This window comes from Aeromonas sp. 75A (assembly GCF_051919425.1).
Taxonomy (GTDB): Bacteria; Pseudomonadota; Gammaproteobacteria; order Enterobacterales; family Aeromonadaceae; genus Aeromonas; species Aeromonas veronii.
Map to the genome: position 1 here is coordinate 1,652,494 of NZ_JBQBES010000002.1, position 24,057 is coordinate 1,676,550.

Consider the following 24,057-nt stretch of genomic DNA (forward strand, 5'->3'; position numbering starts at 1 on the left):
AGTTCGGATAAGCTGAGCAATTGTCATTTATGACAGGTCAGCGATTGAATCTAGCCAAAGTTAATAATAAACACATTTAAAATCATGCAGTTAAAAAATCAATCAACAAGTGTGACAACTCGGACTCAAATTGATTGCACTAATGCTCTATGATGGCTAAGTCCATTTGTGTCTCATGAAACTGGCAGGTACTTCCTTTGCGTAAATCACCCGTCTGGATCGCTCTGTTGCTGTTCGTCCTGCCTGTCGTGGGCAGCCAGTTTCTCGGCCTGTGGTTTGCCAAGCCGATGGCCTTTCATCTGCTGGAAGAGAAGGTTGCCGAGCTCAAGGGAGCCATGGCCGTACGCCACCGGGAGCTGGATGCCGCCATCAACAAACAACTGGCACAATTTGAGTTCAACTGCGGCGCCAAAGACATGGAGCTGCTGCGCGATCCGCGCTTCTACAGCGCTCATATCCGCCTGCAAGGGTTGGAGCTCGCCTCCGGCAACAGCTGTTCCAGCCTGGGGGTGGAGATCCCGCTGATCAAAGAGCTCCAGAACAGCGGGCAGAAGTTCGGCAAACTGGGGATCACCGCCACCGTGGCCAAATACAATACCGAGCAGGAGCTGGTGGCCTTTTACCGATCCGGCGGCAACCTCGCCTACTGGGTGCTGGATAACAGCTGGAGCCACGACCTGCTGCAACACCCCTGCAGCCACTGCTTCTATCTGGAGTTCAGCCGACAGGATGCCGATGCAAGCACAGTCCACTTTCCCCGTGGCGACAAGGAGATCAAACAGGAAGAGAGCAATATCAGCCTGAGTTTCTTCGATCCCAATGAACTCACCAAACAGACGGTCTGGGCGGGAAAAGCGCTGGAGCAATATGCCCATGACCAACTCAATCACTACGGTCTCTGGTTCGGTATCGCGCTCGGTGCCCTGTTAAGCGTCACATACTGGCTGCTGCGCAGCTATCGGCGCTCCCTCAAGGGACTGCTGCAAACAGGATTGATACGCAGGGAATTTATTCCCCTCTACCAACCGATAGTGGATGCCCGTACCCACCAAGTGGTGGGATTCGAGGCGCTGCTGCGCTGGCAGCGGGGAAGCGAGCTGATCCCCCCGGGCACCTTTATCGAATATGCAGAGGAGCAGGGGCTGATCCTGCCGATGACCGAACAGTTGCTGGAGCAGGTGATCACCGACCTGCCGCAGCTGGCGCCAGAGCAGTGGGTCAGCGTCAATCTGGTGGCGGCCCATATCGAGCAGCCCCTGCTGCGCACCTTGCTCGCTCACAGCCAAAACCCCTCACCCACCCGGCTCACCTTCGAGCTGACGGAGCGCAAGCCGATCCTCGACATCAAGGCGGCCACCGAGGAGATCACCCTGCTGCAACAGATGGGGTATCACTTCAAGCTGGATGATTTTGGTACCGGCTACGGCGGCTTTGCCTACCTGCAGAGCCTGGGGATCCGCCAGATCAAGATCGACAAGATGTTCGTCGATACCATAGGCACCAACGACCTCAAGCGCAGCGTGCTGGACGCCATCATCGTCTTCGGTCGGGAATCGGGCATGGAGATGATCGCCGAAGGGGTCGAGAGCCAGTTGCAGGTCGACTATCTGAGCCAGCACGGCGTCTATCTAATCCAGGGCTACTTCTTCGGCAAGCCCATGCCGCTGAAGATACTGACCCACTGGCAACGGGAGTGGCAGTTGCAACACCAGAAGGCCAGCTAACACCGAGATGGCAGGATTTGGCCGCGAAACAGTTTGGCCAGCGGCTCGACATCATCAGGTTGATGCTGGCGGTAGCGCTCCGGCCATCAGGCGGGTAAATCCCTCTACTGGCCTTAACCCGGCTCCATGGTGAAATCAAACCGTCTCCTGCCACCCCTTATTTACATTCAGCAACAAAATGATCTGCCCTGACGGGGATAACAACCTTTATCATAAGGAGCCGGTTATTGCGCAACCGATAACCGTGCAGCCTGTTTATGTCATCCGGTCGTCAAGACCCCCAATAGAGAACCATTGCCTATGAAGACAGTTATCCGGCAAGAGATTGCCCTGCCCGTTGGCCTGCTGACCCTGCTCTTTTTCAAGACCCTGGGCAGTGACCTGCTGACAGAGACAACTCCGCTCGGGATCTATCTTCCGGTTTCGGCGGCACTACTGGCCATCGTAACCTGGGCCATCTTCTCGGTAGTGCGCCACTCCGATGCCCTCGCCATCAAGCTGGGCGAGCCCTTCGGCACCCTGATCCTCACCCTCTCGGTCATCTCGCTGGAGGTGGTGATGATCTCCTCGGTGATGCTGACCGGCGAGCCCAACCCCACCATGGCCCGCGATACCATGTTTGCGGTAGTGATGCTGGTGAGTACCGGTCTGGTGGGCTTCACCCTGCTGTTTGGCGGCTGGCGCTACCACACCCAGAGCTTTAATCTGGACGGGGTCAAATCCTATCTGGTGGCCATCATCCCGCTGGCCCTGCTCTGTCTGGTGCTGCCCAACTTCACCGAAGGTGGTGCAATCGGCAGTATGTCGCGCGCCATGTCGTGGATGCTGATCATCATCTCGATCCTGCTCTACGGGGTCTTTCTGCTGATCCAGACCCGCAGCCACAGCCACTTCTTCGTCGACAGCGATCACGAGGATTACGAGGAGCACCACGGCCCGCTGCAGAGCAACGTCTATCACACCATCCTGCTGCTCGCCTACCTGCTGGTAGTGATCCTGCTGGCCAAGACCCTGGCCATCCCCATCAACTACGGGGTGCATGTGATGGACGCGCCCGCGGCACTGGGCGGCTTTATCGTCGCATGTATCGTGCTAGCTCCCGAAGCAGTCGGCGCCATCAAGGCCGCCTTCAACAACCAGCTGCAGCGGGCAATGAACCTCTACTTCGGCTCGGTGCTGGCCACCATCGCCCTCACCGTGCCTGCCGTGCTCTTTATCGGCTCCATGCTGGGTCAGGAGGTACGCCTCGGCCTCTCCCCCGCCGATATGGTGCTGCTGGTCACGACCTTGATGGTCTGTAAAGTGACCTTCAGCAGCGGCCGCACCAATGTGCTCCATGGTGCGACCCATCTGGTGTTGTTCGTGGTTTATCTGTTCCTGATGTTCGAACACGAATAACCGCGTTCAACCAACGTCAGAAACGCAAAGACCGCCCGATTGGGCGGTCTTTTGTCATCTGCTCCCGGCTCTCACCGGTGCCAGTGAAGCGGCTTCCCCCTCATCCCCCACCCTTCTCCCGCCAGGGGAGAAGGGTGATCAAGGCTTACAGGCTGGGCAGCACCCCGGCCGGGATCAGGTCGTTGTAGCTGGCACGGCCCAGCAGGGCGGCGGCCGCTTCGATATCCGGCGCGAAGTACCTGTCCTTGTCGTAGAAGCTCACCTCTGCCCGCAGTCGTCCCTTGGCCAGCTCGATCAGCTCGGTACTGCGCAGCGGCGCGCGAAAATCGAGCCCCTGTGCCGCCGCCAGCAGTTCGACTGCCAGAATGCCGCGGGTATTCTCCGCCATGTCAGCCAATCGACGACCGGCGAAGGTCGCCATGGAGACGTGATCCTCCTGATTGGCGGAAGTGGGCAAACTATCCACCGAGGCGGGATGGGCCAGGGTCTTGTTCTCGGAGGCCAGCGCCGCCGAGGTGACCTGAGCGATCATAAAGCCCGAATTCACCCCGCCGTTGTTGACCAGAAACGCCGGCAAACCGGACATCCGCGAGTCAATCAGCAGCGCCATTCGCCGCTCGGAGAGGGAACCTATCTCGGCGATGGCCAGCGCCAGATTATCGGCCGCAAAGGCCACCGGCTCGGCGTGGAAGTTGCCGCCGGAGATGATCTCCTCATCATCGGCAAACACCAGCGGGTTGTCGGAGACCGCGTTGGCCTCGCACACCAGCACCTCGGCGGCCTGACGGATCTGGGTCAGACAAGCCCCCATCACCTGCGGCTGGCAGCGCAATGAGTAGGGATCCTGCACCTTCTCGCAGTTGTGATGGGACATGCCGATCTCGCTGCCATCCACCAGCAGGTGGCGATAGCAGGCGGCCGCGTCGATCTGGCCACGCTGACCGCGCACCGCGTGGATGCGAGCATCGAACGGCCTGCGGCTGCCGAGCGCAGCCTCCACACTCATGGCGCCGATGGTGATGGCACCAGCGAACAGATCCTCGGCATGGAACAGCCCTTCCAGCGCAAAGGCGGTGCTGGCCTGAGTGCCGTTGAGCAGCGCCAATCCTTCTTTGGGCGCCAGCGCGATGGGCTCGAGCCCGGCAATTTTCAGGGCAGTAGCGGCGTCGATCAGCTCGCCCTTGTGGCGAGCCTTGCCCTCCCCGATCAGCAGGCAGCTCATATGAGCCAGCGGCGCCAGATCGCCGGAGGCGCCGACGGATCCCTTCTTCGGCACCACCGGATAGACTTCGGCGTTGATGAGGGTCATCAAGGCCTCAAGCACCGTCAGCCGGATCCCAGAGAAGCCCCGCGCCAGCGAGTTGAGTTTGAGCACCATCATCAGCCGCACGGTGGCGTCATCCATGTACTCGCCAATCCCTGCCGCATGGGAGAGCACGATGGATCGCTGCAGCTCGTCCAGCAGCTCCACCGGAATGCGGGTGTTGGCCAACAGGCCAAAGCCGGTGTTGATGCCATACACCACCCGGTTCTGCTCGATCACTTTGGTAACCACAGCAGCTGAGGCGTGGATCCCCGGCAGCGCGGCCGGATCCAGTGAAACATGTACCGGCTCGCGGCTGACGCGGCGCAGGGTGGCAAGATCCAGCTCGCCCGGAGTAATAGTCAATTCAAACATGGTGTTACACCTTTCCTTTGACACCGTTGGCGCCGTCAATCATCGGCAGATCCAGTTTCGCCTCATGGGCACAGTTGATGGCAATCTCGTAGCCGGCATCCGCGTGGCGCATCACCCCGGTGGCCGGATCGTTGCGCAGCACCCGACCGACGCGCTTGGCAGCGTCATCGGAACCATCGCAGACGATCACCACGCCGGAGTGCTGGGAGAAGCCCATGCCGACCCCACCGCCGTGGTGCAGGGAGACCCAAGTCGCGCCGCCAGCGGTGTTGAGCAGGGCGTTGAGCAGCGGCCAGTCGGAGACGGCATCGGAGCCATCCATCATCGACTCGGTCTCGCGGTTCGGGCTCGCCACCGAGCCGGAATCCAGATGGTCGCGGCCAATGACGATGGGGGCTTTCAGCTCGCCGTTTTTCACCATCTCGTTGAAGGCCAGACCGAGCCGTACCCGATCCTTGACCCCGACCCAGCAGATCCGCGCCGGCAGTCCCTGAAACGCGATGCGCTCGCGGGCCATGTCGAGCCAGTTGTGCAGGTGAGGATCATCGGGGATCAGCTCTTTCACCTTCTGATCGGTCTTGTAGATATCTTCCGGATCGCCGGAGAGGGCCACCCAGCGGAATGGCCCAATCCCCTCGCAGAACAGCGGGCGAATGTAGGCGGGGACGAAGCCGGGGAAGTCGAAGGCGTTCGCCACCCCCTCCTCCAGCGCCATCTGGCGGATGTTGTTGCCGTAATCCAGAGTCGCCGCGCCGCGCTCTTGCAGGGTCAGCATCGCCTCCACCTGACGGGCCATGGAGCGACGAGCGGCCAGATTAACCTCCTGCGGGGCACTCTGCTGCAGCTCACGCCACTTAGCCACGCTCCAGCCCTGCGGCAGGTAGCCGTGCACCGGGTCGTGGGCGGAGGTCTGGTCGGTCACCACGTCCGGGGTGATACCCCGGGCCACCAGCTCGGCGAACACGTCGGCGGCGTTGCCGAGCAGACCGACGGAGATGGCGCTGCCGCTCTGTTTGGCCTCTTCGATCATGGCCAGCGCCTCATCCAGAGTGTGAGCCTTCTTGTCCACATAACGGGTGCGCAGACGAAAATCGATACGGGTCTCGTCGCACTCCACGGCGATCATCGAGAAGCCAGCCATGGTAGCGGCCAGCGGCTGGGCGCCGCCCATACCGCCGAGACCACCGGTCAGGATCCAGCGGCCCGCAGGCGAGCCGTTGAAGTGCTGGTTGGCCACCGCGAAGAAGGTCTCGTAAGTGCCCTGCACGATCCCCTGAGTACCGATGTAGATCCAGGAGCCCGCGGTCATCTGGCCGTACATCATCAAACCCTTCTTATCGAGCTCGTTGAAGTGCTCCCAGTTGGCCCAGTGGGGCACCAGGTTGGAGTTGGCAATCAGCACCCGCGGCGCATCCTTGTGGGTCTGGAACACCCCGACCGGCTTGCCGGATTGCACCAGCAGGGTCTGATCCTCCTCGAGCCGGGTCAGCACCTCGACGATCTTGTCGAAGCAGGCCCAGTTGCGGGCGGCGCGGCCGATGCCGCCATAGACCACCAGCGACTGGGGATGCTCGGCCACCTCGGGATCCAGGTTGTTCATCAGCATCCGCAGCGGCGCTTCGGTGAGCCAGCTCTTGGCGGTCAGTTCGGTACCGCGCGGGGCACGGATCACGCGGTTAGGATCATGACGGGGATCCTGCTGTTGCACAGACATACACACTCCTTGTTGTATCAATAGGGTGCCTTCGGCGACCTGCGGCCAAAGGGTTAACGGGTCAACAGATGAACCAGTCGCGCGGCCACACGGGCACTGCGGTTGTCCTGATCCAGCGTCGGGTTGTACTCGGCCAGATCGGCGAGCCGCAGCTTGCCGCTGGCCCGGATATGGGCAATGAGCGGTTCGATCACCGCCAGCTCCACGCCGCGGGCGGCGGGGGCACTCACTCCCGGCATCACGGCGCCGGGCAGCACATCAAGGTCGATGGTCAGATAGAGGTGATCACAATGGGCGATAAAGGCGTCCAGTCCGCTTAGCAAGGCTGGCAATTCGGCCTGGGTCATCGCCTCGTCCAGCACATGCCATACTCCCAGCGCCTCGGCGCGGGCAAACAGGGCTTGGGTATTGGCGGTCTCGGCTACCCCGAGGCAGGCGTAGTGAAACGGCGTGCCCTGAGCGGCGCACTGCTCGGCGATCTGGAAGAAGGGGGTGCCGGAGCTTGCCAGCTCCTGCTTCATCCGCAGGTCAAAGTGGGCGTCAAAATTGATAATGCCGACTCGCCCCTGACTCGCCAAATGCAAGTTGAGGCCGCCCCAGCTGCCGAAGGCCACCTCGTGGCCGCCCCCCAGCACCAGCGGGAAGTGACCCAGATTGAGCGCAGCAGCGACCCGCTCGGCCAGACGACCGTGGGCGGCGTCGAGATCGCCATCGGTACAGCTCACATCCCCGCCATCGTAGACGGGACGGTTCAGGTGCCAGGCAGTGTTGGCCAGCAGCTTGCGCACCGCCAGCGGCGCCCCGGCAGCACCAATGCGCCCCTTGTTGCGGCGAACCCCTTCATCGCAGGCAAAACCAAGCAGTACTACACCGGCAGAGTCTTGTGCTCCGGCGGTCCAGGGCAGAACTTTGTCGTGCCAGCGCAGGGCCAGTTCGCCATCTTCCGGATCCTGCCGCCCCTGCCAGAGCGACATGTCGATCGGGTTGAACTTATCCATGGAGGGTCTCCTCGCCGTTGAAGATGCGGCCTGCCAGCTGATCGACGCCGACCATGTAGCTCAGCTCGGCCGGATGGGTGCAGTGCCAGATCAGGAAATCGGCCGCCATCCCCACCCTGAGCTGGCCAAGGTGCTCCTGCTCCCCAAGCGCTTTGGCGGCGTGGCGGGTCACCCCGACCATCGCCTCCACCGGAGTCAGGCCAAACAGGGTACAGGCCATGTTCATGGCCATCCGCAGCGAGACGACGGGGGCCGTGCCCGGGTTGATGTCGGAGGAGACCGCCATCGCCACCCCCGCCTTGCGCAGCGCGGCGACCGGCGGCAGTTTGGTCTCTTTGAGGAAGTAGAAGGCGGTGGGCAGCAGGGTGGCGACCACGCCACGGTGGGCCAGCGCCAGGATCCCTTCCGGATCCAGATACTCCAGATGATCCACCGAGAGGGCGCCAAAGTGGGCAGCGAGTGTGCTGCCACCGAGATTGGAGAGCTGATCCATATGCCCCTTCACCGGCAGGCCGTATTGATCCGCCGCCAGATAGACCTGCTCGGTCTGGGCCAGCGAGAAGCCGATATTCTCGCAGAAGACATCCACCGCATCGGCCAGACCCGCCTCGGCGGCGGCCGGGATAATCTCCTGACAGATGGTCTCGACCCAGCTGTCGGGATCGTCGCGATACTCCGGCGGCACCGCATGGGCCGCCAGCAGAGTGGTCTTGACCCGGATCGGCAACGCCTCTCCCAGTCGGCGGGCCACCCGCAGCATCTTGATCTCGTCATCCAGCGTCAGGCCATAGCCGGACTTGATCTCCACCGTGGTGACCCCTTCGCGGATCAGGGATTTCACCCTCGGCAGCGCCAGCTCGAACAATTGCTCTTCGCTGGCGGCACGGGTGGCACGCACCGTGCTGATGATGCCGCCGCCCCTACGGGCGATCTCGGCATAGGGCACTCCCTGCTGGCGCAGCTCGAACTCCTCGGCACGGCTACCGGCGAAGACCAGATGGGTGTGACAATCGATAAGGCCGGGGGTGACCAACTTGCCCTTCATATCCTGCCAGTGAGCGGGATACGGCCCCTTCAGTTCGGCCATCGGCACCAGCGCGTGGATCTTGCCATCCTTCACGCCGATGGCGTGGAGCGGCAGCAGGCCGTAGTCGGCCAGCTCATCATTCAGGGTAGCGGGCGTCACGTTGAGCCAGACCCGCTCGCAGTTCAACAGTTCCTTGTTCATAGCGACCTCAAATGTATATACATATCCTTATAGTCGATCTCTATGACGAAAGAAAGAGCGGCGTTCACATCCTGATAACAGCATCAAACTTAGAGTTTAAGCACAAAAAAGCCCACCATAAGGTGGGCCTTCCAAAATCGAGTTGTATATACATTCACTCCAGCTGAGTCTTGGAGCTGAGCTTGTAGCGGGAACCGGGGGAGAGCAAACGGGCGTAGGAGACCAGATGCCCCTCCGACCAGGTACGCCGGTGCAACAACAGACAGGGGGAATCTACGCGGATCTGCAACAATCCCGCCTCACCGGCGCTGGGCAACACGGCTTCCACTACGTGCTCCATCTCGGAGAGGGGGCAGACATCCATCAGATAGCGGTTGGGGGTCTGTTGGGTAAAATCCTGCTCGCCATAGCCAGGCAAGCGCCCGGCATCGACGAAGCGCTCCTCCAATTGCAACGGCTCCCCATCGGCCTGATGGACGATCAGGCTGTGAAAGATGGGGGCGCCAACCCGCAGCCCCAGTTGTACCGCTACCTTCTCGTCGGCGGCCAGTCGCTGTAGCCGGATCACCTGGGCGCTGTACTCGCCGCCACGCTCGGCGATCTCGTCGGCAATATTGCGAATAGCCAGCAGCGGCGATTCGGTGCGCCGGTCCGCCACGAAGCTACCGGAACCAGCGGTACGCACCAGCCACCCCTCGGCCACCAGTTCCCGCAGCGCCCGGTTGACCGTCATCCGGCTCACGGTGAACTGCTCGCACAGGGCCGCTTCGGTCGGGATCCTGTCCCCCGCCTGATAGTGGCGTTCGCGGATCCCGTCCAGAATATGCTGTTTGATCTGCAGATAGAGGGCTGGCGCCACCATGAAGCACCCTAGCGCCGACGGTGGGGCGGACGCATGTCCGGCCAGGCGCGGTAGACATCGGGGATCTGATCCGGGCCGCTGATGCAGAGATCGAGATCGTGCAGCAAGCCATCCTTGATCCCGTAGATCCAGCCGTGGACGGCCAGCTCCTGCCCCTTGCGCCAGGCGTTCTGGATGATGGTGGTGTGGCAGACGTTGGCAACCTGCTCGGCCACGTTCAGCTCGCACAGGTAGTCGAAGCGCTCGTGCTCATCCTCGATGGCCTCGAGCTCTTCACCGTATTTGAAGTAGACATCCTTGATGTTGCGCAGCCAGTTGTCGATGAGACCCAGCTCCTGATTCTGCATCGCGGCCTTGACGCCGCCGCAGCCATAGTGACCGCAGACGATGATGTGCTTCACCTTGAGCACTTCTACCGCGTATTGCAGCACGGAGAGGCAGTTGAAATCGGTATGTACCACCAGATTGGCGACGTTGCGGTGGACGAAGACGTCCCCCGGCAGCAAGCCCATCAGCTGGTTGGCGGGGACCCGGCTGTCGGAACAACCAATCCAGAGGTATTCGGGGGCCTGCTGGGCAGAAAGAGTGGCAAAGAAAGCGGGATCTTCGGCTTTGATCCGTTCGGCCCACTCACGGTTGTTGGTAAACAGGTCGTTCAACAGTTTCACTTCTGCTCTCCCTAATGTGGCAGTGGCGGCAACATAACACACTCAAGGGTAACCAAAGCAAGGCCGACCAGATCCCTGCGAAACAAAAACAGGGCCATCAGGCCCTGTTTTTATGAGAGGAAGCATCAGGCTTCCATGGCATCTTTCAGCTTCTTGAGTGCGTTTTTCTCAAGCTGACGCACACGCTCGGCAGAGACGCCGTAGGTATCGGCCAGCTCCTGCAGAGTGGTCTTGCTGTCATCATCGAGCCAGCGGGCGCGGATGATGTGCTGGCTGCGCTCATCCAGAGTGGCGAGGGCCGAGCTCAGGCGACGGGTCGCGTGATCGTCCCAGTTGTCATTCTCGATGGTCGCGGCCAGATCGGAGGATTTGTCCTCCAGATAGTGAACCGGAGCGAAACCGCCCTCTTCCTCATCGTCACCCACCAGATCGAACGCCTGATCGTAGTTGGCCATCCGCGCTTCCATTTCGGTCACGTCAGCGGCAGAAACGCCGAGATCGGCCGCCACGGCCTGAACCTCTTCGTGGTTCAGCCAGCCCAGACGCTTTTTGGATTTGCGCAGGTTGAAGAAGAGCTTGCGCTGGGCCTTGGTGGTCGCCACCTTGACCATGCGCCAGTTGCGCAGGACATATTCGTGGATTTCGGCCTTGATCCAGTGCACTGCAAAGGAGACCAGACGCACGCCGACCGTCGGGTCGAAGCGCTTGACCGCCTTCATCAGGCCGATGTTGCCTTCCTGAACCAGATCGGCCTGAGGCAGGCCGTAACCGGCATAACTCTTGGCGACATGAACGACAAAGCGCAGGTGCGACATAACCAGCTGACGAGCAGCCTCGAGATCGCCATCCTGCTGCAAACGCTCAGCCAGTTCACGCTCTTCCTCTGCGCTCAGCACAGGAATAGAGTTTACTGCCTGGATATAGCCTTCCAGACTACCTTGCGGAATCAGAGCCATAGTGCGCTGCAATGAAGTTCCCATCTGTTACCTCTTACTTTTCAATCGAATCAGTCTAACACCCTGAGAGGGTCTGTCTACTGACCGGATGCCATTCTGCGGCGTGTATCAAAGAACATGCCCAGTTTTAGACCGGATTATCTTAAGCCTGCAGGATGAATCATGAATGAACAGTCAAAAAAAGGGGGTCACAATGAAGGACCCCCGAAAAGTAGCATGCTAAGTCCATTGTTGCGGAGCTCGCAACCTTCACATGCTTGCCAAGTCTGACGAGCAAGGCAGAGGGGCCACACCCGTATAAATGCTTCAGCTTTATTAGACTGCTTATAAATCAGAAGGTTCACTGGATCCAGCGAAGATCCGGAAGATCATTGTTATTCAGAATACTCTGACTATGGGGGCCAAGCCAGAAACGGCCCCTCTTTTACTTGATCCGCCTCTCAAAATCCAGCGATTTACTTTGATGACAAAGTAATCAGGATGGCTCGATGTCGCGAATGTGGCGATGGACCGAGAACCAGGAGGCAATCAGCCCCAGCAAGGCGCCCAGCAAGATCAGATTGATCCCGTCTACCGCTCCCATGCCAACCAGCCGGAAGTTACTGTTATACAAGCCCGCCAGCTCCTTCACCACCCCTTCGCTCCAGATCACCATCACTTCGGTCAGCCACCAGGCCAGCATGCCGCCGATCACCCCGAACCAGATGCCGGTATAGAGGAAAGGACGATGAATAAAGGAATCGGTCGCCCCCACCAACTTGAGCACTTCAATCTCGGAACGCTGGTTGAGGATGTTGAGACGCAGGGTATTGCCGACGATCAGCAACACGGCGGAGAGCAGCAGCACCGCGATACCGGTAATGGTGTGGCGCAGCAGGTTCATGATCCCCTGCAGCCGGGTCAGCCACTGCAGATCCAGCTTGCCCTGTTCGACCCCCACCTCATTATTGAGCTTGCTGAGCAGCTCGGCGGCCCCTTCCGGGTTCTGCCAGCGCGGATCCGGGATGACGCTCAGCACAGGCGGTAGCGGGTTGCTGTCCAGATAATCGAGGGCATCGCCGAAGCCGGAGATCTCGCGAAACTCCCGCAACGCATCGTCACGGCTCAGGTAGGTGACCGAATCCACCTCGGGATAGAGCAGGATCCTGTGCTGCAGATCGAGAATGCTCTGCTCCGGCAGATCCTTGCGCAGGTAAAGGGAGATCTGGGAACTGCTCTGCCAGCTCCCCTCCACGACCTCGGCGTTTTTCAGCAACACGTGGAAGCAGGAGGGCAACGCCAGACTGACACCGAGCACCGCCAGCGTCATCAGAGAGGCGAGCGGATTGCGCCACAGCTCCCCGAGACTGGCAAACGCCTGCCGCACATGATCAACCCCGTACATCATCAGGCGGCGCAGCGGCGGTTGTTTATGACGAACGATAGCCATCAGAGCTCCTCCCCGGCCGAATACATGCGACCCGCCTTGAGGGTCAGGGTGCGATAGCGCATGCGAGCGATCAGCCCCAGATCGTGGGTGGCAATCAGTACCGAGACCCCAAAATTGTTGAACTCCTGAAATAGCCGCATGATATCCATGGAGAGCTGAGGATCCAGGTTACCGGTCGGTTCATCCGCCAGCAGCAGCGGCGGCTTGTTGACGATGGCACGGGCGATGCCGACCCGCTGTTGCTCACCACCGGAGAGCATCCGCGGCTGGTAACGCTCCTTGCCGAGCAGCCCCACCTTGTCCAGCGCCGCCGCCACCCGCTTGTTGATGTCCGCATGGCTGTAACCATCGATCACCAGCGGCAGCGCTACGTTGTCGAACACGGTGCGGTCCATCAGCAGGCGGTGATCCTGAAAGATCATCCCGATCTGGCGGCGAACATAGGGGATCTGGCTGCGCTGGATATGGCTGACATCATCGCCATGAAAGAAGACGCGACCATCGGTCGGGCGCTCCATCACGCTGATCAGTTTGAGGAGGGTACTCTTGCCCGCCCCCGAGTGCCCGGTCAGAAAGGCCATCTCTCCCTTGCGCAGGTGAAAGCTGACCTTTTGCAGCGCCTGATGGCCGCCGCTGTATACCTTGCTGACCTTGTCAAAACGAATCATAACGGTTCCCTGAAATTGATAAACCCCGACCGGAGTCGGGGTATGGAACACTTAATCATCACGGCTGAGCTGACTCATCGCGGCCGGACTTATTCATCGCGGCTGAAGAGCGCCTCGATGAAGTCATTGGCAACGAAGGGACGCAGATCGTCGATCCCCTCGCCCACCCCAATGTAGCGGATCGGGATCTGGAACTTGTCGGCCACCGCAAAGATGACGCCGCCCTTGGCCGTGCCATCCAGCTTGGTGAGGGTGATGCCGGTCAGGCCCACCGCCTCGCTGAACAGCTTGGCCTGGCTCAGGGCGTTCTGGCCGGTGCCGGCGTCCAGCGTCAGCATGATCTCGTGGGGCGCCTCTTCATCCAGCTTCTTCATCACCCGCACCACCTTCTTGAGCTCTTCCATCAGGTTGCTCTTGTTCTGCAGGCGGCCGGCGGTGTCGGCGATCAGCACGTCAGCCCCGCGGGAACGGGCGGCCTCGATGGCGTCATAAATAACGGAGGCGGAGTCGGCACCGGTATGCTGGGCAATCACCGGAATGTTGTTGCGCTGACCCCAAACCTGCAGCTGTTCGACCGCAGCGGCACGGAAGGTATCACCCGCCGCCAGCATCACGCTCTTGCCCTCGGCCTGGAACTGCTTGGCCAACTTGCCGATGGTAGTGGTCTTGCCGACGCCGTTCACGCCGACCATCAGGATCACATAAGGCTTCTTGCTGGTGTCGATCACCAGCGGCTGCTCCACCTTGGCCAGCATCTCGCCCATGTCCTGCTTGAGCAGGCCGTAGAGCGCCTCGGCATCCTTGAGCTGCTTGCGATCCGCGTGCTGCACCAGCCCCTCGATGATGCGGGTGGTGGTGTCGACGCCGAGATCGGCGGTCAGCAACTGGGTCTCCAGCTCTTCAAACAGCTCGTCGTCGATCTTCTTGCCACGGAACAGGCCGAAGAAACCGGAGCCGATATTCTCCTTGGTGCGTACCAGACTGCGCTTGAGGCGAGCAAAGAAGCCCTCCCGCTGCGGTTTGTCCTGGGTGTCGTCGTCCACCTTGGCGGCCAGCGGCAGAGCGGCCAGGGCGGCAGCCTCAGCCTCCATCGCGGCGACCAGGCGCATATCTTCCGCTCGCTGTGCCTCTTTGGCGATACGGGCTTCTTCCGCAGCCTGAGCTTCAGCGGCAATGCGAGCCTCCTCCGCAGCGCGAGCTTCGGCAGCAATACGGGCCTCTTCCGCGGCGCGGATTTCGGCAGCGATACGAGCCTCTTCCGCAGCGCGAGCTTCAGCAGCAATGCGAGCCTCTTCCGCAGCACGGGCTTCGGCAGCAATGCGAGCCTCTTCCGCGGCACGGGCTTCGGCAGCAATACGAGCCTCTTCTTCAGCACGAGCTTCGGCAGCGATACGAGCCTCTTCTGCAGCACGGGCTTCGGCGGCAATGTGAGCCTCTTCCGCAGCGCGAGCTTCGGCGGCAATGCGAGATTCTTCCGCGGCACGAGCCTCAGCGGCAATACGAGCCTCTTCTGCAGCTTGTGCTTCGGTAGCAATGCGAGCGGCTTCAGCGACACGCTCCTCTTCGGCGATCAGCGCTTCGTTGACGATCACCGGCTCCAAATCGGAAGCGCACTCCTCCACCACCAGCGGGCCGTGATCGTCCAGCTCGGTCGGCAGGCAGCAATCATCTTGCAAAACGGAATTCTGTGCGCTGGCAGGCACTTCGGAGGCAACGGCCGGCGTACTATCGGAAACAGTGGTATCGGAAACGGGAGCGGGGGTAGCAGTGACCTCGGGCTCAACGGTAACGGGGGTGGCTTGGGGTGTCTGTGGTTGGACAGCCTCAGCCTCTTCTTTCTTGCGGCCGAAACCCAGCCAGGAAAACAAACCTTTTGCCATCTAAAAATACTCACATCAAAGGCTGACTGCTAAGATAGCCGTCCCTTGGCGGGTCGGCATAAAAATGAACCGCCTTATACTACCACTTTATTTTCTGACGATGAAACGCGATGCCCAGAGTGAAATCCAGCCGTAGCAACCCGAGCAAGAGTCCCGCCCCGCAAGGAAAATCGGGCTTTGTAAGAATCATCAGCGGCCAGTGGCGAGGCCGCAAATTGCCGGTCAAGGATGTGGAGGGGCTCAGACCCACCACGGATCGCGTCAAGGAGACCATCTTCAACTGGCTGGCCCCCCACATTCGTGGCACCCGCTGCCTGGATCTGTTTGCCGGTAGCGGCGGACTAGGGCTGGAGGCGCTGTCGCGCTATGCCGAGCAGGTGACCCTGATCGAGATGGACAAAGGGGCCGCTGACCAGATCAAGAAGAACCTGACCACCCTCGGCAGCAGTCAGGGTCAGGTGATCCAGTCAGATGCAGTGAGCTGGCTGCAAGGCCCGGCCACGCCGTTTGATCTGGTGTTTCTCGATCCGCCGTTTCGCCGCGAGCTGCTGCCGCAGGTGTGCGAACTGCTGGAGCAGCGCGGCTGGCTGGCACCGGACGCCCTCATCTATCTGGAGCGGGAGAAGGAGATGGCCGATCTGGCGCTGCCTGCCAGCTGGCAACTACTCAAGGGCAAGCAGGCAGGTCAGGTCTGTTATCAACTCTATCTACGGGAGGTAAACAATGAAGCGGGTCTTTAATCTGTTGGCGATGGGGCTGATACTGTTCTTCTGGTTTGGCGTACTGGTGAGCCTGATTGCCCCGCTACCCGGCAAACTCAACGGCTTTCTGCCGGTCTGCGGCGTCATCGTCGCCCTGCTGCACTGGCTGCAGGCCAGCATGATCAAGGCAGCTTGCAAACGCTACTTCGAGGTCACCAAGACCGAGTTTGTCACTGTGCTGATATTTGGCGTGTTTGGCATGGTCGACATTCGTCAGCGCCTGCAAGAGATCGTCAACGCCGCCCAGCGCGGCAATCTCTCGGGCAAACCATAAAAGAAAAGGGGACGGCGGTAGCCGTCCCCTAGAGTCGTGTCGTCCTGTCCGTAGAACTGCAATGCTCCCTGCAATCCCTGACGTTATCCTAATCCTTTGGAATATCCCCTTTCCAATCCGTTGGCGTGTCCTGCGGCGTTCCTGGCCTAGCAATTCATCCTGAACTGCTTCCCTGTCTCCATCCTGGAGGTGTCCATTACCACGTCCTGTGGGGTTCCTTGCGTCTTCCTGACAGATAACCATCCGGGTTATCTCACTTCATCCTGAAGTATTCCTCTCGCATCCGGCGAGGTCCTGTTCATCCTGAAGAACGATGTTCCGTTCGTTCTGCTCCCATCCCGAGAGTGTCCTGCCGCATCCCGCGGTGTTCCTTTATTCATCCGTGACGACAATCATCCTGATTATCGAGCTCATCCTGAGGTGTCCCTTGTCCACATCCTGCGGACTATTCCATCTTTATGCGCTGCCCTGCATCCTGCCGGACCAGCTTCGTCCTTGTGAGACCCATACTAAGGAAATGCGCACCCCGAACAAGGGCCATCCGATGATAAAGATCCGATGCGGCTCCCATCTCAAAAAACGAACTTAAAAACTAACCCTTTAATATCAGTTATTTATTTAGTTTCACGGGAAAGCTCGATCATTCTGGCATGGCTTCGCGTACGGCTCAAAGCGCCAGCCTCTTACAGTCGCTATGGCAGATCTCTTACAAGGGTTTCACCCCCAAAAACGGGGCAGGAAAACGGTTCAATCCTGACGTTAAGACTTAAAAATTAGTTGAATAAATATGCTTAAAAAAACCGCAAAAAAAGAGCCGAGACTAGGCTCGACTCTTCAACATTCCAATTTTTTAATCAGCTCAAGCGGTTGGCCGGATTGAGATAGGCCTTGCGCAACGATTCCGGTGCCAGCACCTCCAGTTCACCGCCAATGTTGTTCAACCAGCTGCGAAACTCCGGGGTGTCCTGCACTTCAGTCTCCACCACCACACTGCGCTTGTCATAGCGGGTCATGCGTGGATTGTTGCCGGGGATCTGATTATCCACCAGCGACTGGCTGTTGGCATCGATCCGGCCGACGAAGCGGATCGGGCCGCTCACATCCTGATAGCCCTGATCGCGGATCAGCTTCTGGATATTGAAATCCTTCGGCTGGGTGGCGCTGAAGTTGGTCAGCTCCACGTTCTTGATATGGTCAAACGGGATGCCGTAGACCTTGGGATCCAGCTCGGAGAGGGTGCAGAGCAGGATCGGGCCGTCCAGCTGATTGAGAATGCCGAGCGGGTTGATACGGTCGTAGCAGAGCCACACGGTGCGCTCTTTGATCACGCGCTGGATCTCGGCACTGAACTTGCGACCACGCCAGAGCGCATCGCGGATCAGGGTGCTGCGGCGGATCTCCGGGTTGCCGGCAAACGGACGCGGTGACTGGTGGACACTCTCCAGCCAGCGTTCGGCCAGTTCGCTCTGGCTGTCGCGGATCACCTGGCTCGCCTTGTCGACCAGCGGGTTCAATTCGGTCAGTACACTCGCCGGCAACAGTTGGCTCGCCTGATCACTCCAGGTTTTCAGGGCCACCGCCAGCGAGAGCGGCATGATATTGGCAAAGTCGTTGAGGCCGTGGCGCTCGAAGCACCAGCCATGGGGTTTGCTGCGCTCGTCCGAGGTGAGGTCGAACAGTCCCATGCCGGACATCTCCTCCAGGTCCCGTTGCACGGTACGCAGACTGACGTGGATACCTTCCTCTTCCAGTTTTACCTGGAGTTGGCTGGCGGTCAGCTTGTAAGGGCGGTGCGGGATGCAACGCGCCAAGGTCAGTTGTCGTAACAGCTTCTTGCTCATGGTGCTTGCCTTCACTGGTTTAGCGTTGACTGTATGCTAGTCGTGACTTGCGACAGTCTATGTCGCAAGTTTTGCTGCGACAACTGTCGCCATTTTCATACAAAACACACTAAGCACCTGATTTATAAAGACAATATACTCAAAAAAGGAGCCACTAGAGGCTAAAATTAGCCAAAAATCCCTCAAATGAAAGTTCTATCTTGCGATTTATTGTTAGCATAAAACTCCGATTAATTAATTCATCACAGAATATGATTTCAGGGGAGAGCATGACTCTCCCCTTTTGCTCACATCAGCCACGACCAGGCTGACTTGGTGATGGCAGCACCGACCATGTAGCCAAACACCGCCAGTGCCGCCACACCGGCCATCAGCTTCTGACCGCGGGCCGGCCGCTTGAGCGCCATGACACCCAGACCGATATAGAGCACCAGTGCAATCAGCTTGGCCATCAGCCAGGGTTGTTGACCCGGGCTCAACTGCAAGGCCACCGCCAGCAACACACCAAACAGCAGCAGGAAGGTGTCGTTGATATGGGGCAGGATCTTCAGCCACTTCTGCTGCAACCGATCGCTGCCGGCCAGCGCCAGACTCCAGCGATAGATAAAGAGCAGCAGACTGACCAGCGCCAGCGTCATATGCAGGTGTTTGAACATGGGGTAATAGGCAATCATTTTGCTTCCTTGTCGTCGTCGGGTAGCCCGCTATTCCAGTTGTGGGCATGGATACGCTCCTGCCCCTCCTCGTCGTCTTGCAACAGATCGGAGAGTATCTCCCGGTATTGCAGGCTCTTGTTGATATAAGTGTGTTCGTCGTCCAGATAGTTGACCTGCTCACGCAACAGCCAGTTATCGTGCTGCTTGAAGGTCTGCCCCGCCCGCCAGGCCTGGTTGGCCCTAAACCCAAGCTGGGTCAGGGCTTCCACCCCCAGATCGACCGCAGAGCCCAGGGTTTCCCGGTGAACGCTGTCGACCCCGTGGCGCAGGATCTCGTGGGCATGGGGTCGATCCAGCGCTCGCGCCAGGATCTTCAGGTGCGGGAAGTGCTTCTGCACCATCTCGATCACCGCCAGCGAGGTAGCCGGATCGTTGATGGAGAGCACCAGCAGCTTCGCCTTGTGCGCCCCTGCGGCATGGAGCAGGTCGATCCGGCTGGCATCGCCATAGAAGACCTGATAGCCGTACTTGCGCAGGGTCTCTATCTGGCTGGCATCCTGCTCGAGGATGGTGGTACCGATGCCGTGACCATGCAGCAGACGCCCCACGATCTGACCGAAGCGGCCGAAGCCCGCGATGATCACCGGATGCTCCACCAGCTCCGGCTGCTCATGCTGCGGCGCGTCGCTCTGGTTACGGTAATCGAACCAGGGCTGGATCACCCGATCATTGAGGATCAGCAGCAGCGGGGTGAGCGCCATGGAGAGCGCCACCACCAGCGTCAGCAGCGAGATGGTCTCACCGGGCAGCACCCGGTTTTGCGCGGCAAACGAAAAGAGCACGAAGGCAAACTCGCCCCCCTGAGCCAACGCCAGTGCGAAGGTCCAACGCTGGCTCGGCGAGATGCGGATGATGAAGCCGAGCGCCATCAGCACCAGCCATTTGAGCACCATCAGGCCAACGACGAGAGTGGGTATCAGGAAGGGGTGCTCGGCAAACAACCCGAAGTCGATCCCCGCCCCCACCGACATAAAGAACAGGCCGAGCAGCAAGCCCTTGAACGGCTCTATGTCTGCCTCCAGCTCATGGCGATATTCGCTGTCGGCCAATACCACGCCCGCGAGGAAAGAGCCGAGCGCGGGCGAGAGGCCGACCGACTCCATCAACACGGCGATGGCGATCACCAGCAGCAGGGCGGCGGCGACGAAGATCTCCCGCATATGGGACTGGGCGATGGCACGAAACACCGGCCGCATCAGGTAGTGGCCACCCAGCACTATGCCTGAGATGGCCGCGACCACCAGCAGACCATGCTGCCAACCCGCCAGCTCGGAGCCACCATTGCTGGCGACCGGCGCCATGGCCAGCAACGGCAGGATCGCCAGGATCGGAATGACCGCAATATCCTGAAACAGCAGCACCGCAAAGGCGGAGCGACCGCTCTCGCTCTGCATCAGCTTGCGCTCCTGCAGGCTCTGCAACACGATGGCGGTGGAGGAGAGCGCCAGAATCAGGCCGATGGCCAGCCCCTGTTGCAGCGGCAAACCGATCAGGTGCGCCACGCCGGTCAGCGCTGCCGTGGTAAGCAGCACCTGCAGGCCGCCGGTGCCGAGGATCGGCCCCTTCAGCTGCCACAAGAGGGCCGGACGCAATTCAAGACCGACCAGAAACAGCATCAGCACCACGCCAAACTCGGCGAAGTGCATCACATCCTTCTGCTCCCCCACCAGCCCCAGCAGGAAGGGGCCTATGATGATCCCCGCCAGCAGATAACCGAGCACCGAGCCCAGCCCCCAGCGTTTGGCCAGCGGCACCGCGATAACGGCGGCGGAGAGGTAGATAAAGGCATCAAACAGGATCCCGTGGCCCATCAGTCGGCCCTCCGCATGAACATCTGATCCGGCTCATGAGCTCGGCCAACAAGCTGCCCGTGTGTCATCAGAGCACCTCCAGCAAGTCGCGCAGATAAGGACGCCCGGCCAGTTGCTCCGGGGTCAGCTGATCGTCACGCAGGGCACAGAGCAGCTGGCGGTAGTCCTGACCACAGCGGCGCAGGGCGGCGGGATCCTTGATCTTGTGAAAGGAGTGCAGCACGAAAGGGGGCAGCCAGTTCATGCCGCACAAGGTGGCAGCCTGCTGAAATGGCAGCAGAAAATCTAGCAGCGGTCGGCTGTTATACCCCTCGCTGCAGTAGGACTCCGGCGCCCCGCCAGTGGTGATGGCGCTCAACCACTGCTTGCCCTTGAGGGCGTGGGCTTCAGGGCCGTAGGCATAGCCATACTCCAGCACCAGATCCATCCACTCTTTCATGATGGCCGGGCAGGAGTACCAGTAAAACGGGTGCTGAAAGACGATGATGTCGTGCTCACAGAGCAGCGCCTGCTCCCGCTTCACATCGATAAACATGTCGGGATAGTGCTGATAGAGGTCGTGAACCGTAACCCCCTCCAACCCCTCAATCGCCTGCAACAGCTGCTTGTTGGCCCGCGAGCTCTGCAGCGCGGGATGGGAAAAAATAACCAGAATACGTTTCATGACCACATCACCCGAACAAAGCCTTGCGGTGCAAGGCGAGGTAAACAGAAAAGGGGAGTCTGGGGAGCTGCATCGTAAAGGTGCACAGGAGAGCGACCTTATCAGGAAGCGCCATAGCCTGCCAACTCGGGGATCAGCTCCCGCAGCGCCGGATTGAGGGTCTGGTGGGCGGGATAGCAGAGCCCAATCCGGCGAAACATCCGCGGCCCGCTCACCGGCAGAGTACAGAGCCCCGCCTCATCCTCGACCAGCCCGTCCGGCAGAAAACTGATGCCGACCCCCGCCAGCACCAACGCCATCACCAACCCCTTGCTCTCGGCCTTGGCCACCAGATTGAGGGTAAGGCGGTCACAGGCCAGCAGGCCGATAGTCTGCTGATGGGCTTCACAGGGCGGGCACTCAATAAAATCATAATGTTGCAGCTCGGCCAGCTCGATCCTTTCGCGACTGGCAAGGGGATGGTCGACTGGCACGCAGAGCACGTAATCCTCCTCCCACAGCGGCAGGAAGATCTCGTCCTCCCGGCGCAAGGCATCCAGAGTCAAGCGGCAGTCGGCAGGTGTGGTGTAGTCGGAGAGGGTGAGATCCAGCTGCGGCAACATGCGCTGTACTTGCTGCAGCAGCCCGGCCACCCGGCGGCGACTCAAGTCCGGCATGATGGCGATATTGAGCCTCGCACGCGTCGCTTTCTGGCGAAACAGCTCCGGCAGACGGCGCGCCTCCTCCACCAGCTTGACCGCGTGGGGATAGAGATAGTGGGCCGGATCTTTCGCCACCACCCCCTTCTTGCCCCGGACAAACAGGCTGTCACCGAGCGCCTCTTCCAGCTGGCGCAGTCCCGCCGAGAGGGAGGGCTGGCTGACGTGGCAGCGCTCGGCCGCCGCCGTGATGTTCTTCTCTTCATAGATAGCGATGAAGAAACGCAGCAATCTCAAGTCCAGCATAAACCAACCATAGTTTTTTCAGATGATAACCAGCGGAAAACAATATTTATCACTTATAGATGCAGTGACTATAGTGATTGGGTTCCGTGCTGGCCAGCCACCTGTTTGCTCAAACCGACTCTTGAATCAGAAGGAAAGACCCATGTCCAAATCTCTCGTCGTGATCACCGGCGCCTCCGCCGGGATCGGTGCCGCCATCGCCCGTGCCTTCTCTGCCGCCGGTCATCCGCTGCTACTGCTGGCCCGCCGGGTCGAGCCGATGCAGGCACTGAACCTGCCCGATACCCTCTGCATCGGAGTCGATGTGACCGATACCGCCGCCATGAAAGCCGCCGTCCAGCAGGCAGAAGCCCAATTCGGCCCGGTGGGCTGCATGGTCAACAACGCCGGCGTCATGCTGCTGGGTCAGGCCGATGTGCAGGATCCTGCCGAGTGGCAGCAGATGCTCAACATCAACGTGATGGGGGTACTGAACGGCGTCCACGCAGTGCTGGCAGGCATGAAGGAGCGCCGCAGCGGCACCATCATCAACATCAGCTCCATCGCCGGTCGCAAGACCTTCCCGAACCATGCTGCCTACTGCGCCACCAAGTTCGCCGTGCACGCCCTGACCGAGAACATCCGGGAAGAGGTAGCCGATGTCGGCGTGCGGATGGTGACCATTGCCCCGGGTGCGGTCGAGACCGAGCTGCTCAGCCACACCACTGACGAGAGCATCAAAGCCGGTTACCACGACTGGAAAGATCAGATGGGTGGCGTCATTGCGCCGGAAGTGATCGCCGATGCCGTGCTCTACGCCTGGAACCAGCCTGCCAACGTCTGCGTGCGCGAGATCGTGCTGGCGGCGACCCGTCAGCAACCTTAATCCTGGCTGACTGACACCATGGGGAGGGCTTGACCCTCCCCCGGGGCACAGGGTTACCATGTGCCCCTTGTTATTTTCGAGTCATTCCATGGTTCTCACCCGTCGCCAACTCGCTCACGCCCGTCACTGGCTCCCCTTGTGGAGTCTGGTGCTGGTGTTGATGTCGTTTGGCAGCCGGGCCGCAACCGACCTCTGTACCCTGACTACCCACTGCAGCCAGAGCGAGCGTACCCTGGAAAAAGCGATGCCCTGTGGCAGCTTTACCACCGCCCTCTCGATGACGCTGATAGGCAGCGACAGCCTGACGGTCGCCGTATTGGAACCGGATACCCCCGACTTCGTCTCCCCCTCTCTCTTTATGCCGGACGCCCCGTGCGAGCGGCTCGAACGTCCCCCACGCCCCCGGATCTGAAACGCATCCCGTATCGGGCATCTTTTCTTTCAATCTGAGGTGAGTGATGTACAAACCCCTGTTACTGGCCATGCTGGCCGGTACCGTCAGCTTTTCGGCCCTCGCGGCCGAGAAGATGACCGTCTACAAATCCAAATATTGTGGTTGCTGCCAAAGCTGGAACGAGCACATGGAGCAGAATGGCTTCGAACTGGAGGTCATCGAAACCGAACAGCTCGGCGCAGTGAAGCAGCAATACGGTATCGCGCCGGAACTGGCTTCTTGCCATACCGGTATCGTAAATGGCTATGTGATCGAGGGGCATGTACCGGCCGCCGATGTGCAGAAGCTGCTCAGGGAAAAACCGGCGATCCGTGGCCTGACCATTCCGGGCATGCCCCAGAGTGCGCCGGGCATGGATATTCCGGGCCATCCCTATGAGGTACTGAGTATCAGCAACGAGGGCGCGACCAACCGCTGGTCGAGCTACCCAGGCTGACGACAACTGGCCATGAACCGGCACTCCACTATCATGTGAGGCACACCTGAGCGGACTCTTGCCGCTCATGGCCAGAAAGAGGGCCGCT

22 protein-coding genes are annotated in these 24,057 nt (G+C 60.1%); 7 read left to right on the top strand and 15 right to left on the bottom strand.

Annotated features, from left to right (window positions below; genetic code table 11):
* The first annotated feature begins 197 nt into the window (after positions 1-197).
* Entirely contained in the window at positions 198-1,724 is a 1,527-nt protein-coding gene (locus ACTG2T_RS07555; protein ID WP_330125395.1) for an EAL domain-containing protein, read from the top strand.
* A 300-nt stretch (positions 1,725-2,024) separates the two neighbouring features.
* Positions 2,025-3,122, top strand: coding sequence for a calcium:proton antiporter (locus tag ACTG2T_RS07560; protein WP_005357691.1), 1,098 nt, complete (start codon positions 2,025-2,027; stop codon positions 3,120-3,122).
* Between the two features lie 145 nt (positions 3,123-3,267).
* Here ACTG2T_RS07560 and hutH read toward each other — a convergent pair whose 3' ends face one another.
* The 10 genes from hutH to ftsY all read right to left on the bottom strand — a co-directional run bounded on the left by hutH (position 3,268) and on the right by ftsY (position 15,203).
* The gene (hutH, locus tag ACTG2T_RS07565; RefSeq protein ID WP_227341528.1) at positions 3,268-4,800 is read right to left on the bottom strand and encodes a histidine ammonia-lyase; all 1,533 of its coding nucleotides are present in this window, start codon (positions 4,798-4,800) and stop codon (positions 3,268-3,270) included.
* A 4-nt stretch (positions 4,801-4,804) separates the two neighbouring features.
* The gene (gene hutU / locus ACTG2T_RS07570; protein WP_330125394.1) at positions 4,805-6,514 is read right to left on the bottom strand and encodes a urocanate hydratase; all 1,710 of its coding nucleotides are present in this window, start codon (positions 6,512-6,514) and stop codon (positions 4,805-4,807) included.
* Positions 6,515-6,567: 53 nt separating this feature from the next.
* Positions 6,568-7,512 (bottom strand): formimidoylglutamase, encoded by a 945-nt coding sequence (hutG, locus tag ACTG2T_RS07575; RefSeq protein ID WP_330125393.1) that lies wholly within the window; start codon positions 7,510-7,512, stop codon positions 6,568-6,570.
* The gene (gene hutI, locus ACTG2T_RS07580; RefSeq protein ID WP_330125392.1) at positions 7,505-8,740 is read right to left on the bottom strand and encodes an imidazolonepropionase; all 1,236 of its coding nucleotides are present in this window, start codon (positions 8,738-8,740) and stop codon (positions 7,505-7,507) included. Before hutI ends, hutG begins: the two co-directional genes overlap by 8 nt.
* Positions 8,741-8,894: 154 nt before the next feature.
* A complete protein-coding gene (hutC, locus tag ACTG2T_RS07585; protein WP_330125431.1) occupies positions 8,895-9,599 on the bottom strand; it encodes a histidine utilization repressor in 705 nt (234 codons plus the stop codon).
* Between the two features lie 11 nt (positions 9,600-9,610).
* A complete protein-coding gene (gene can / locus ACTG2T_RS07590) occupies positions 9,611-10,270 on the bottom strand; it encodes a carbonate dehydratase (RefSeq protein ID WP_005339998.1) in 660 nt (219 codons plus the stop codon).
* 125 nt (positions 10,271-10,395) lie between these two features.
* Entirely contained in the window at positions 10,396-11,250 is an 855-nt protein-coding gene (rpoH, locus tag ACTG2T_RS07595) for an RNA polymerase sigma factor RpoH (protein ID WP_005339997.1), read from the bottom strand.
* A gap of 451 nt (positions 11,251-11,701) precedes the next feature.
* A complete protein-coding gene (gene ftsX, locus ACTG2T_RS07600; RefSeq protein WP_005339996.1) occupies positions 11,702-12,655 on the bottom strand; it encodes a permease-like cell division protein FtsX in 954 nt (317 codons plus the stop codon).
* Positions 12,655-13,323 (bottom strand): cell division ATP-binding protein FtsE, encoded by a 669-nt coding sequence (ftsE, locus tag ACTG2T_RS07605; protein WP_005339995.1) that lies wholly within the window; start codon positions 13,321-13,323, stop codon positions 12,655-12,657. The genes ftsX and ftsE overlap by 1 nt, the downstream gene beginning before the upstream one ends.
* 89 nt (positions 13,324-13,412) lie before the next feature.
* On the bottom strand, positions 13,413-15,203 hold the full coding sequence (gene ftsY, locus ACTG2T_RS07610; RefSeq protein WP_330125391.1) for a signal recognition particle-docking protein FtsY: 1,791 nt from the start codon (positions 15,201-15,203) through the stop codon (positions 13,413-13,415).
* 110 nt (positions 15,204-15,313) lie between these two features.
* Between ftsY and rsmD the strand changes: the two genes are divergently transcribed.
* Entirely contained in the window at positions 15,314-15,943 is a 630-nt protein-coding gene (gene rsmD / locus ACTG2T_RS07615; RefSeq protein ID WP_439973780.1) for a 16S rRNA (guanine(966)-N(2))-methyltransferase RsmD, read from the top strand.
* Positions 15,927-16,238 carry a DUF1145 domain-containing protein gene (locus tag ACTG2T_RS07620; protein WP_127007419.1) on the top strand — a complete coding sequence of 104 codons (312 nt, stop codon included), beginning with the start codon at positions 15,927-15,929 and terminating at the stop codon, positions 16,236-16,238. Before rsmD ends, ACTG2T_RS07620 begins: the two co-directional genes overlap by 17 nt.
* An 854-nt stretch (positions 16,239-17,092) precedes the next feature.
* Here the strand turns inward: ACTG2T_RS07620 and ACTG2T_RS07625 are convergent.
* From ACTG2T_RS07625 to ACTG2T_RS07645, 5 genes are all read right to left on the bottom strand, one after another.
* Positions 17,093-18,079: a helix-turn-helix transcriptional regulator gene (locus tag ACTG2T_RS07625; protein WP_236317217.1), complete on the bottom strand. Its 987-nt coding sequence runs from the start codon at positions 18,077-18,079 to the stop codon at positions 17,093-17,095.
* A gap of 287 nt (positions 18,080-18,366) precedes the next feature.
* On the bottom strand, positions 18,367-18,753 hold the full coding sequence (locus ACTG2T_RS07630) for a SirB2 family protein (RefSeq protein WP_279500129.1): 387 nt from the start codon (positions 18,751-18,753) through the stop codon (positions 18,367-18,369).
* Positions 18,750-20,606, bottom strand: a complete 1,857-nt coding sequence (locus ACTG2T_RS07635) for a monovalent cation:proton antiporter-2 (CPA2) family protein (protein WP_330125389.1) — start codon at positions 20,604-20,606, stop codon at positions 18,750-18,752. Before ACTG2T_RS07635 ends, ACTG2T_RS07630 begins: the two co-directional genes overlap by 4 nt.
* Positions 20,607-20,673: 67 nt before the next feature.
* Complete coding sequence (kefF, locus tag ACTG2T_RS07640) at positions 20,674-21,270, bottom strand: glutathione-regulated potassium-efflux system oxidoreductase KefF (protein WP_005339958.1); 597 nt, start codon at positions 21,268-21,270, stop codon at positions 20,674-20,676.
* A 101-nt stretch (positions 21,271-21,371) separates the two neighbouring features.
* Positions 21,372-22,214, bottom strand: a complete 843-nt coding sequence (locus ACTG2T_RS07645) for a LysR family transcriptional regulator (protein ID WP_330125388.1) — start codon at positions 22,212-22,214, stop codon at positions 21,372-21,374.
* Positions 22,215-22,356: 142 nt separating this feature from the next.
* On the opposite strand from ACTG2T_RS07645, the gene ACTG2T_RS07650 reads away from it, so the two are divergent.
* The 3 genes from ACTG2T_RS07650 to ACTG2T_RS07660 all read left to right on the top strand — a co-directional run bounded on the left by ACTG2T_RS07650 (position 22,357) and on the right by ACTG2T_RS07660 (position 23,969).
* Positions 22,357-23,079, top strand: a complete 723-nt coding sequence (locus ACTG2T_RS07650; protein ID WP_019444689.1) for an SDR family oxidoreductase — start codon at positions 22,357-22,359, stop codon at positions 23,077-23,079.
* Positions 23,080-23,167: 88 nt separating this feature from the next.
* The gene (locus ACTG2T_RS07655) at positions 23,168-23,491 is read left to right on the top strand and encodes a hypothetical protein (RefSeq protein WP_330125387.1); all 324 of its coding nucleotides are present in this window, start codon (positions 23,168-23,170) and stop codon (positions 23,489-23,491) included.
* A gap of 46 nt (positions 23,492-23,537) precedes the next feature.
* Complete coding sequence (locus ACTG2T_RS07660; RefSeq protein WP_005339953.1) at positions 23,538-23,969, top strand: DUF411 domain-containing protein; 432 nt, start codon at positions 23,538-23,540, stop codon at positions 23,967-23,969.
* Positions 23,970-24,057 lie beyond the last annotated feature (88 nt).

Bases quoted from the DNA above. Each gene is read 5' to 3' on its own strand.
- ACTG2T_RS07560 (WP_005357691.1), top strand. From the start codon at position 2,025: ATGAAGACAGTTATCCGGCAAGAGATTGCCCTGCCCGTTGGCCTGCTG.
- hutH (WP_227341528.1), bottom strand. From the start codon at position 4,800: ATGTTTGAATTGACTATTACTCCGGGCGAGCTGGATCTTGCCACCCTG.
- hutU (WP_330125394.1), bottom strand. From the start codon at position 6,514: ATGTCTGTGCAACAGCAGGATCCCCGTCATGATCCTAACCGCGTGATC.
- hutG (WP_330125393.1), bottom strand. From the start codon at position 7,512: ATGGATAAGTTCAACCCGATCGACATGTCGCTCTGGCAGGGGCGGCAG.
- hutI (WP_330125392.1), bottom strand. From the start codon at position 8,740: ATGAACAAGGAACTGTTGAACTGCGAGCGGGTCTGGCTCAACGTGACG.
- rpoH (WP_005339997.1), bottom strand. From the start codon at position 11,250: ATGGGAACTTCATTGCAGCGCACTATGGCTCTGATTCCGCAAGGTAGT.
- ftsX (WP_005339996.1), bottom strand. From the start codon at position 12,655: ATGGCTATCGTTCGTCATAAACAACCGCCGCTGCGCCGCCTGATGATG.
- ftsE (WP_005339995.1), bottom strand. From the start codon at position 13,323: ATGATTCGTTTTGACAAGGTCAGCAAGGTATACAGCGGCGGCCATCAG.
- ftsY (WP_330125391.1), bottom strand. From the start codon at position 15,203: ATGGCAAAAGGTTTGTTTTCCTGGCTGGGTTTCGGCCGCAAGAAAGAA.
- rsmD (WP_439973780.1), top strand. From the start codon at position 15,314: ATGCCCAGAGTGAAATCCAGCCGTAGCAACCCGAGCAAGAGTCCCGCC.
- ACTG2T_RS07620 (WP_127007419.1), top strand. From the start codon at position 15,927: ATGAAGCGGGTCTTTAATCTGTTGGCGATGGGGCTGATACTGTTCTTC.
- ACTG2T_RS07625 (WP_236317217.1), bottom strand. From the start codon at position 18,079: ATGAGCAAGAAGCTGTTACGACAACTGACCTTGGCGCGTTGCATCCCG.
- ACTG2T_RS07630 (WP_279500129.1), bottom strand. From the start codon at position 18,753: ATGATTGCCTATTACCCCATGTTCAAACACCTGCATATGACGCTGGCG.
- ACTG2T_RS07635 (WP_330125389.1), bottom strand. From the start codon at position 20,606: ATGGGCCACGGGATCCTGTTTGATGCCTTTATCTACCTCTCCGCCGCC.
- kefF (WP_005339958.1), bottom strand. From the start codon at position 21,270: ATGAAACGTATTCTGGTTATTTTTTCCCATCCCGCGCTGCAGAGCTCG.
- ACTG2T_RS07645 (WP_330125388.1), bottom strand. From the start codon at position 22,214: ATGCTGGACTTGAGATTGCTGCGTTTCTTCATCGCTATCTATGAAGAG.
- ACTG2T_RS07650 (WP_019444689.1), top strand. From the start codon at position 22,357: ATGTCCAAATCTCTCGTCGTGATCACCGGCGCCTCCGCCGGGATCGGT.
- ACTG2T_RS07655 (WP_330125387.1), top strand. From the start codon at position 23,168: ATGGTTCTCACCCGTCGCCAACTCGCTCACGCCCGTCACTGGCTCCCC.
- ACTG2T_RS07660 (WP_005339953.1), top strand. From the start codon at position 23,538: ATGTACAAACCCCTGTTACTGGCCATGCTGGCCGGTACCGTCAGCTTT.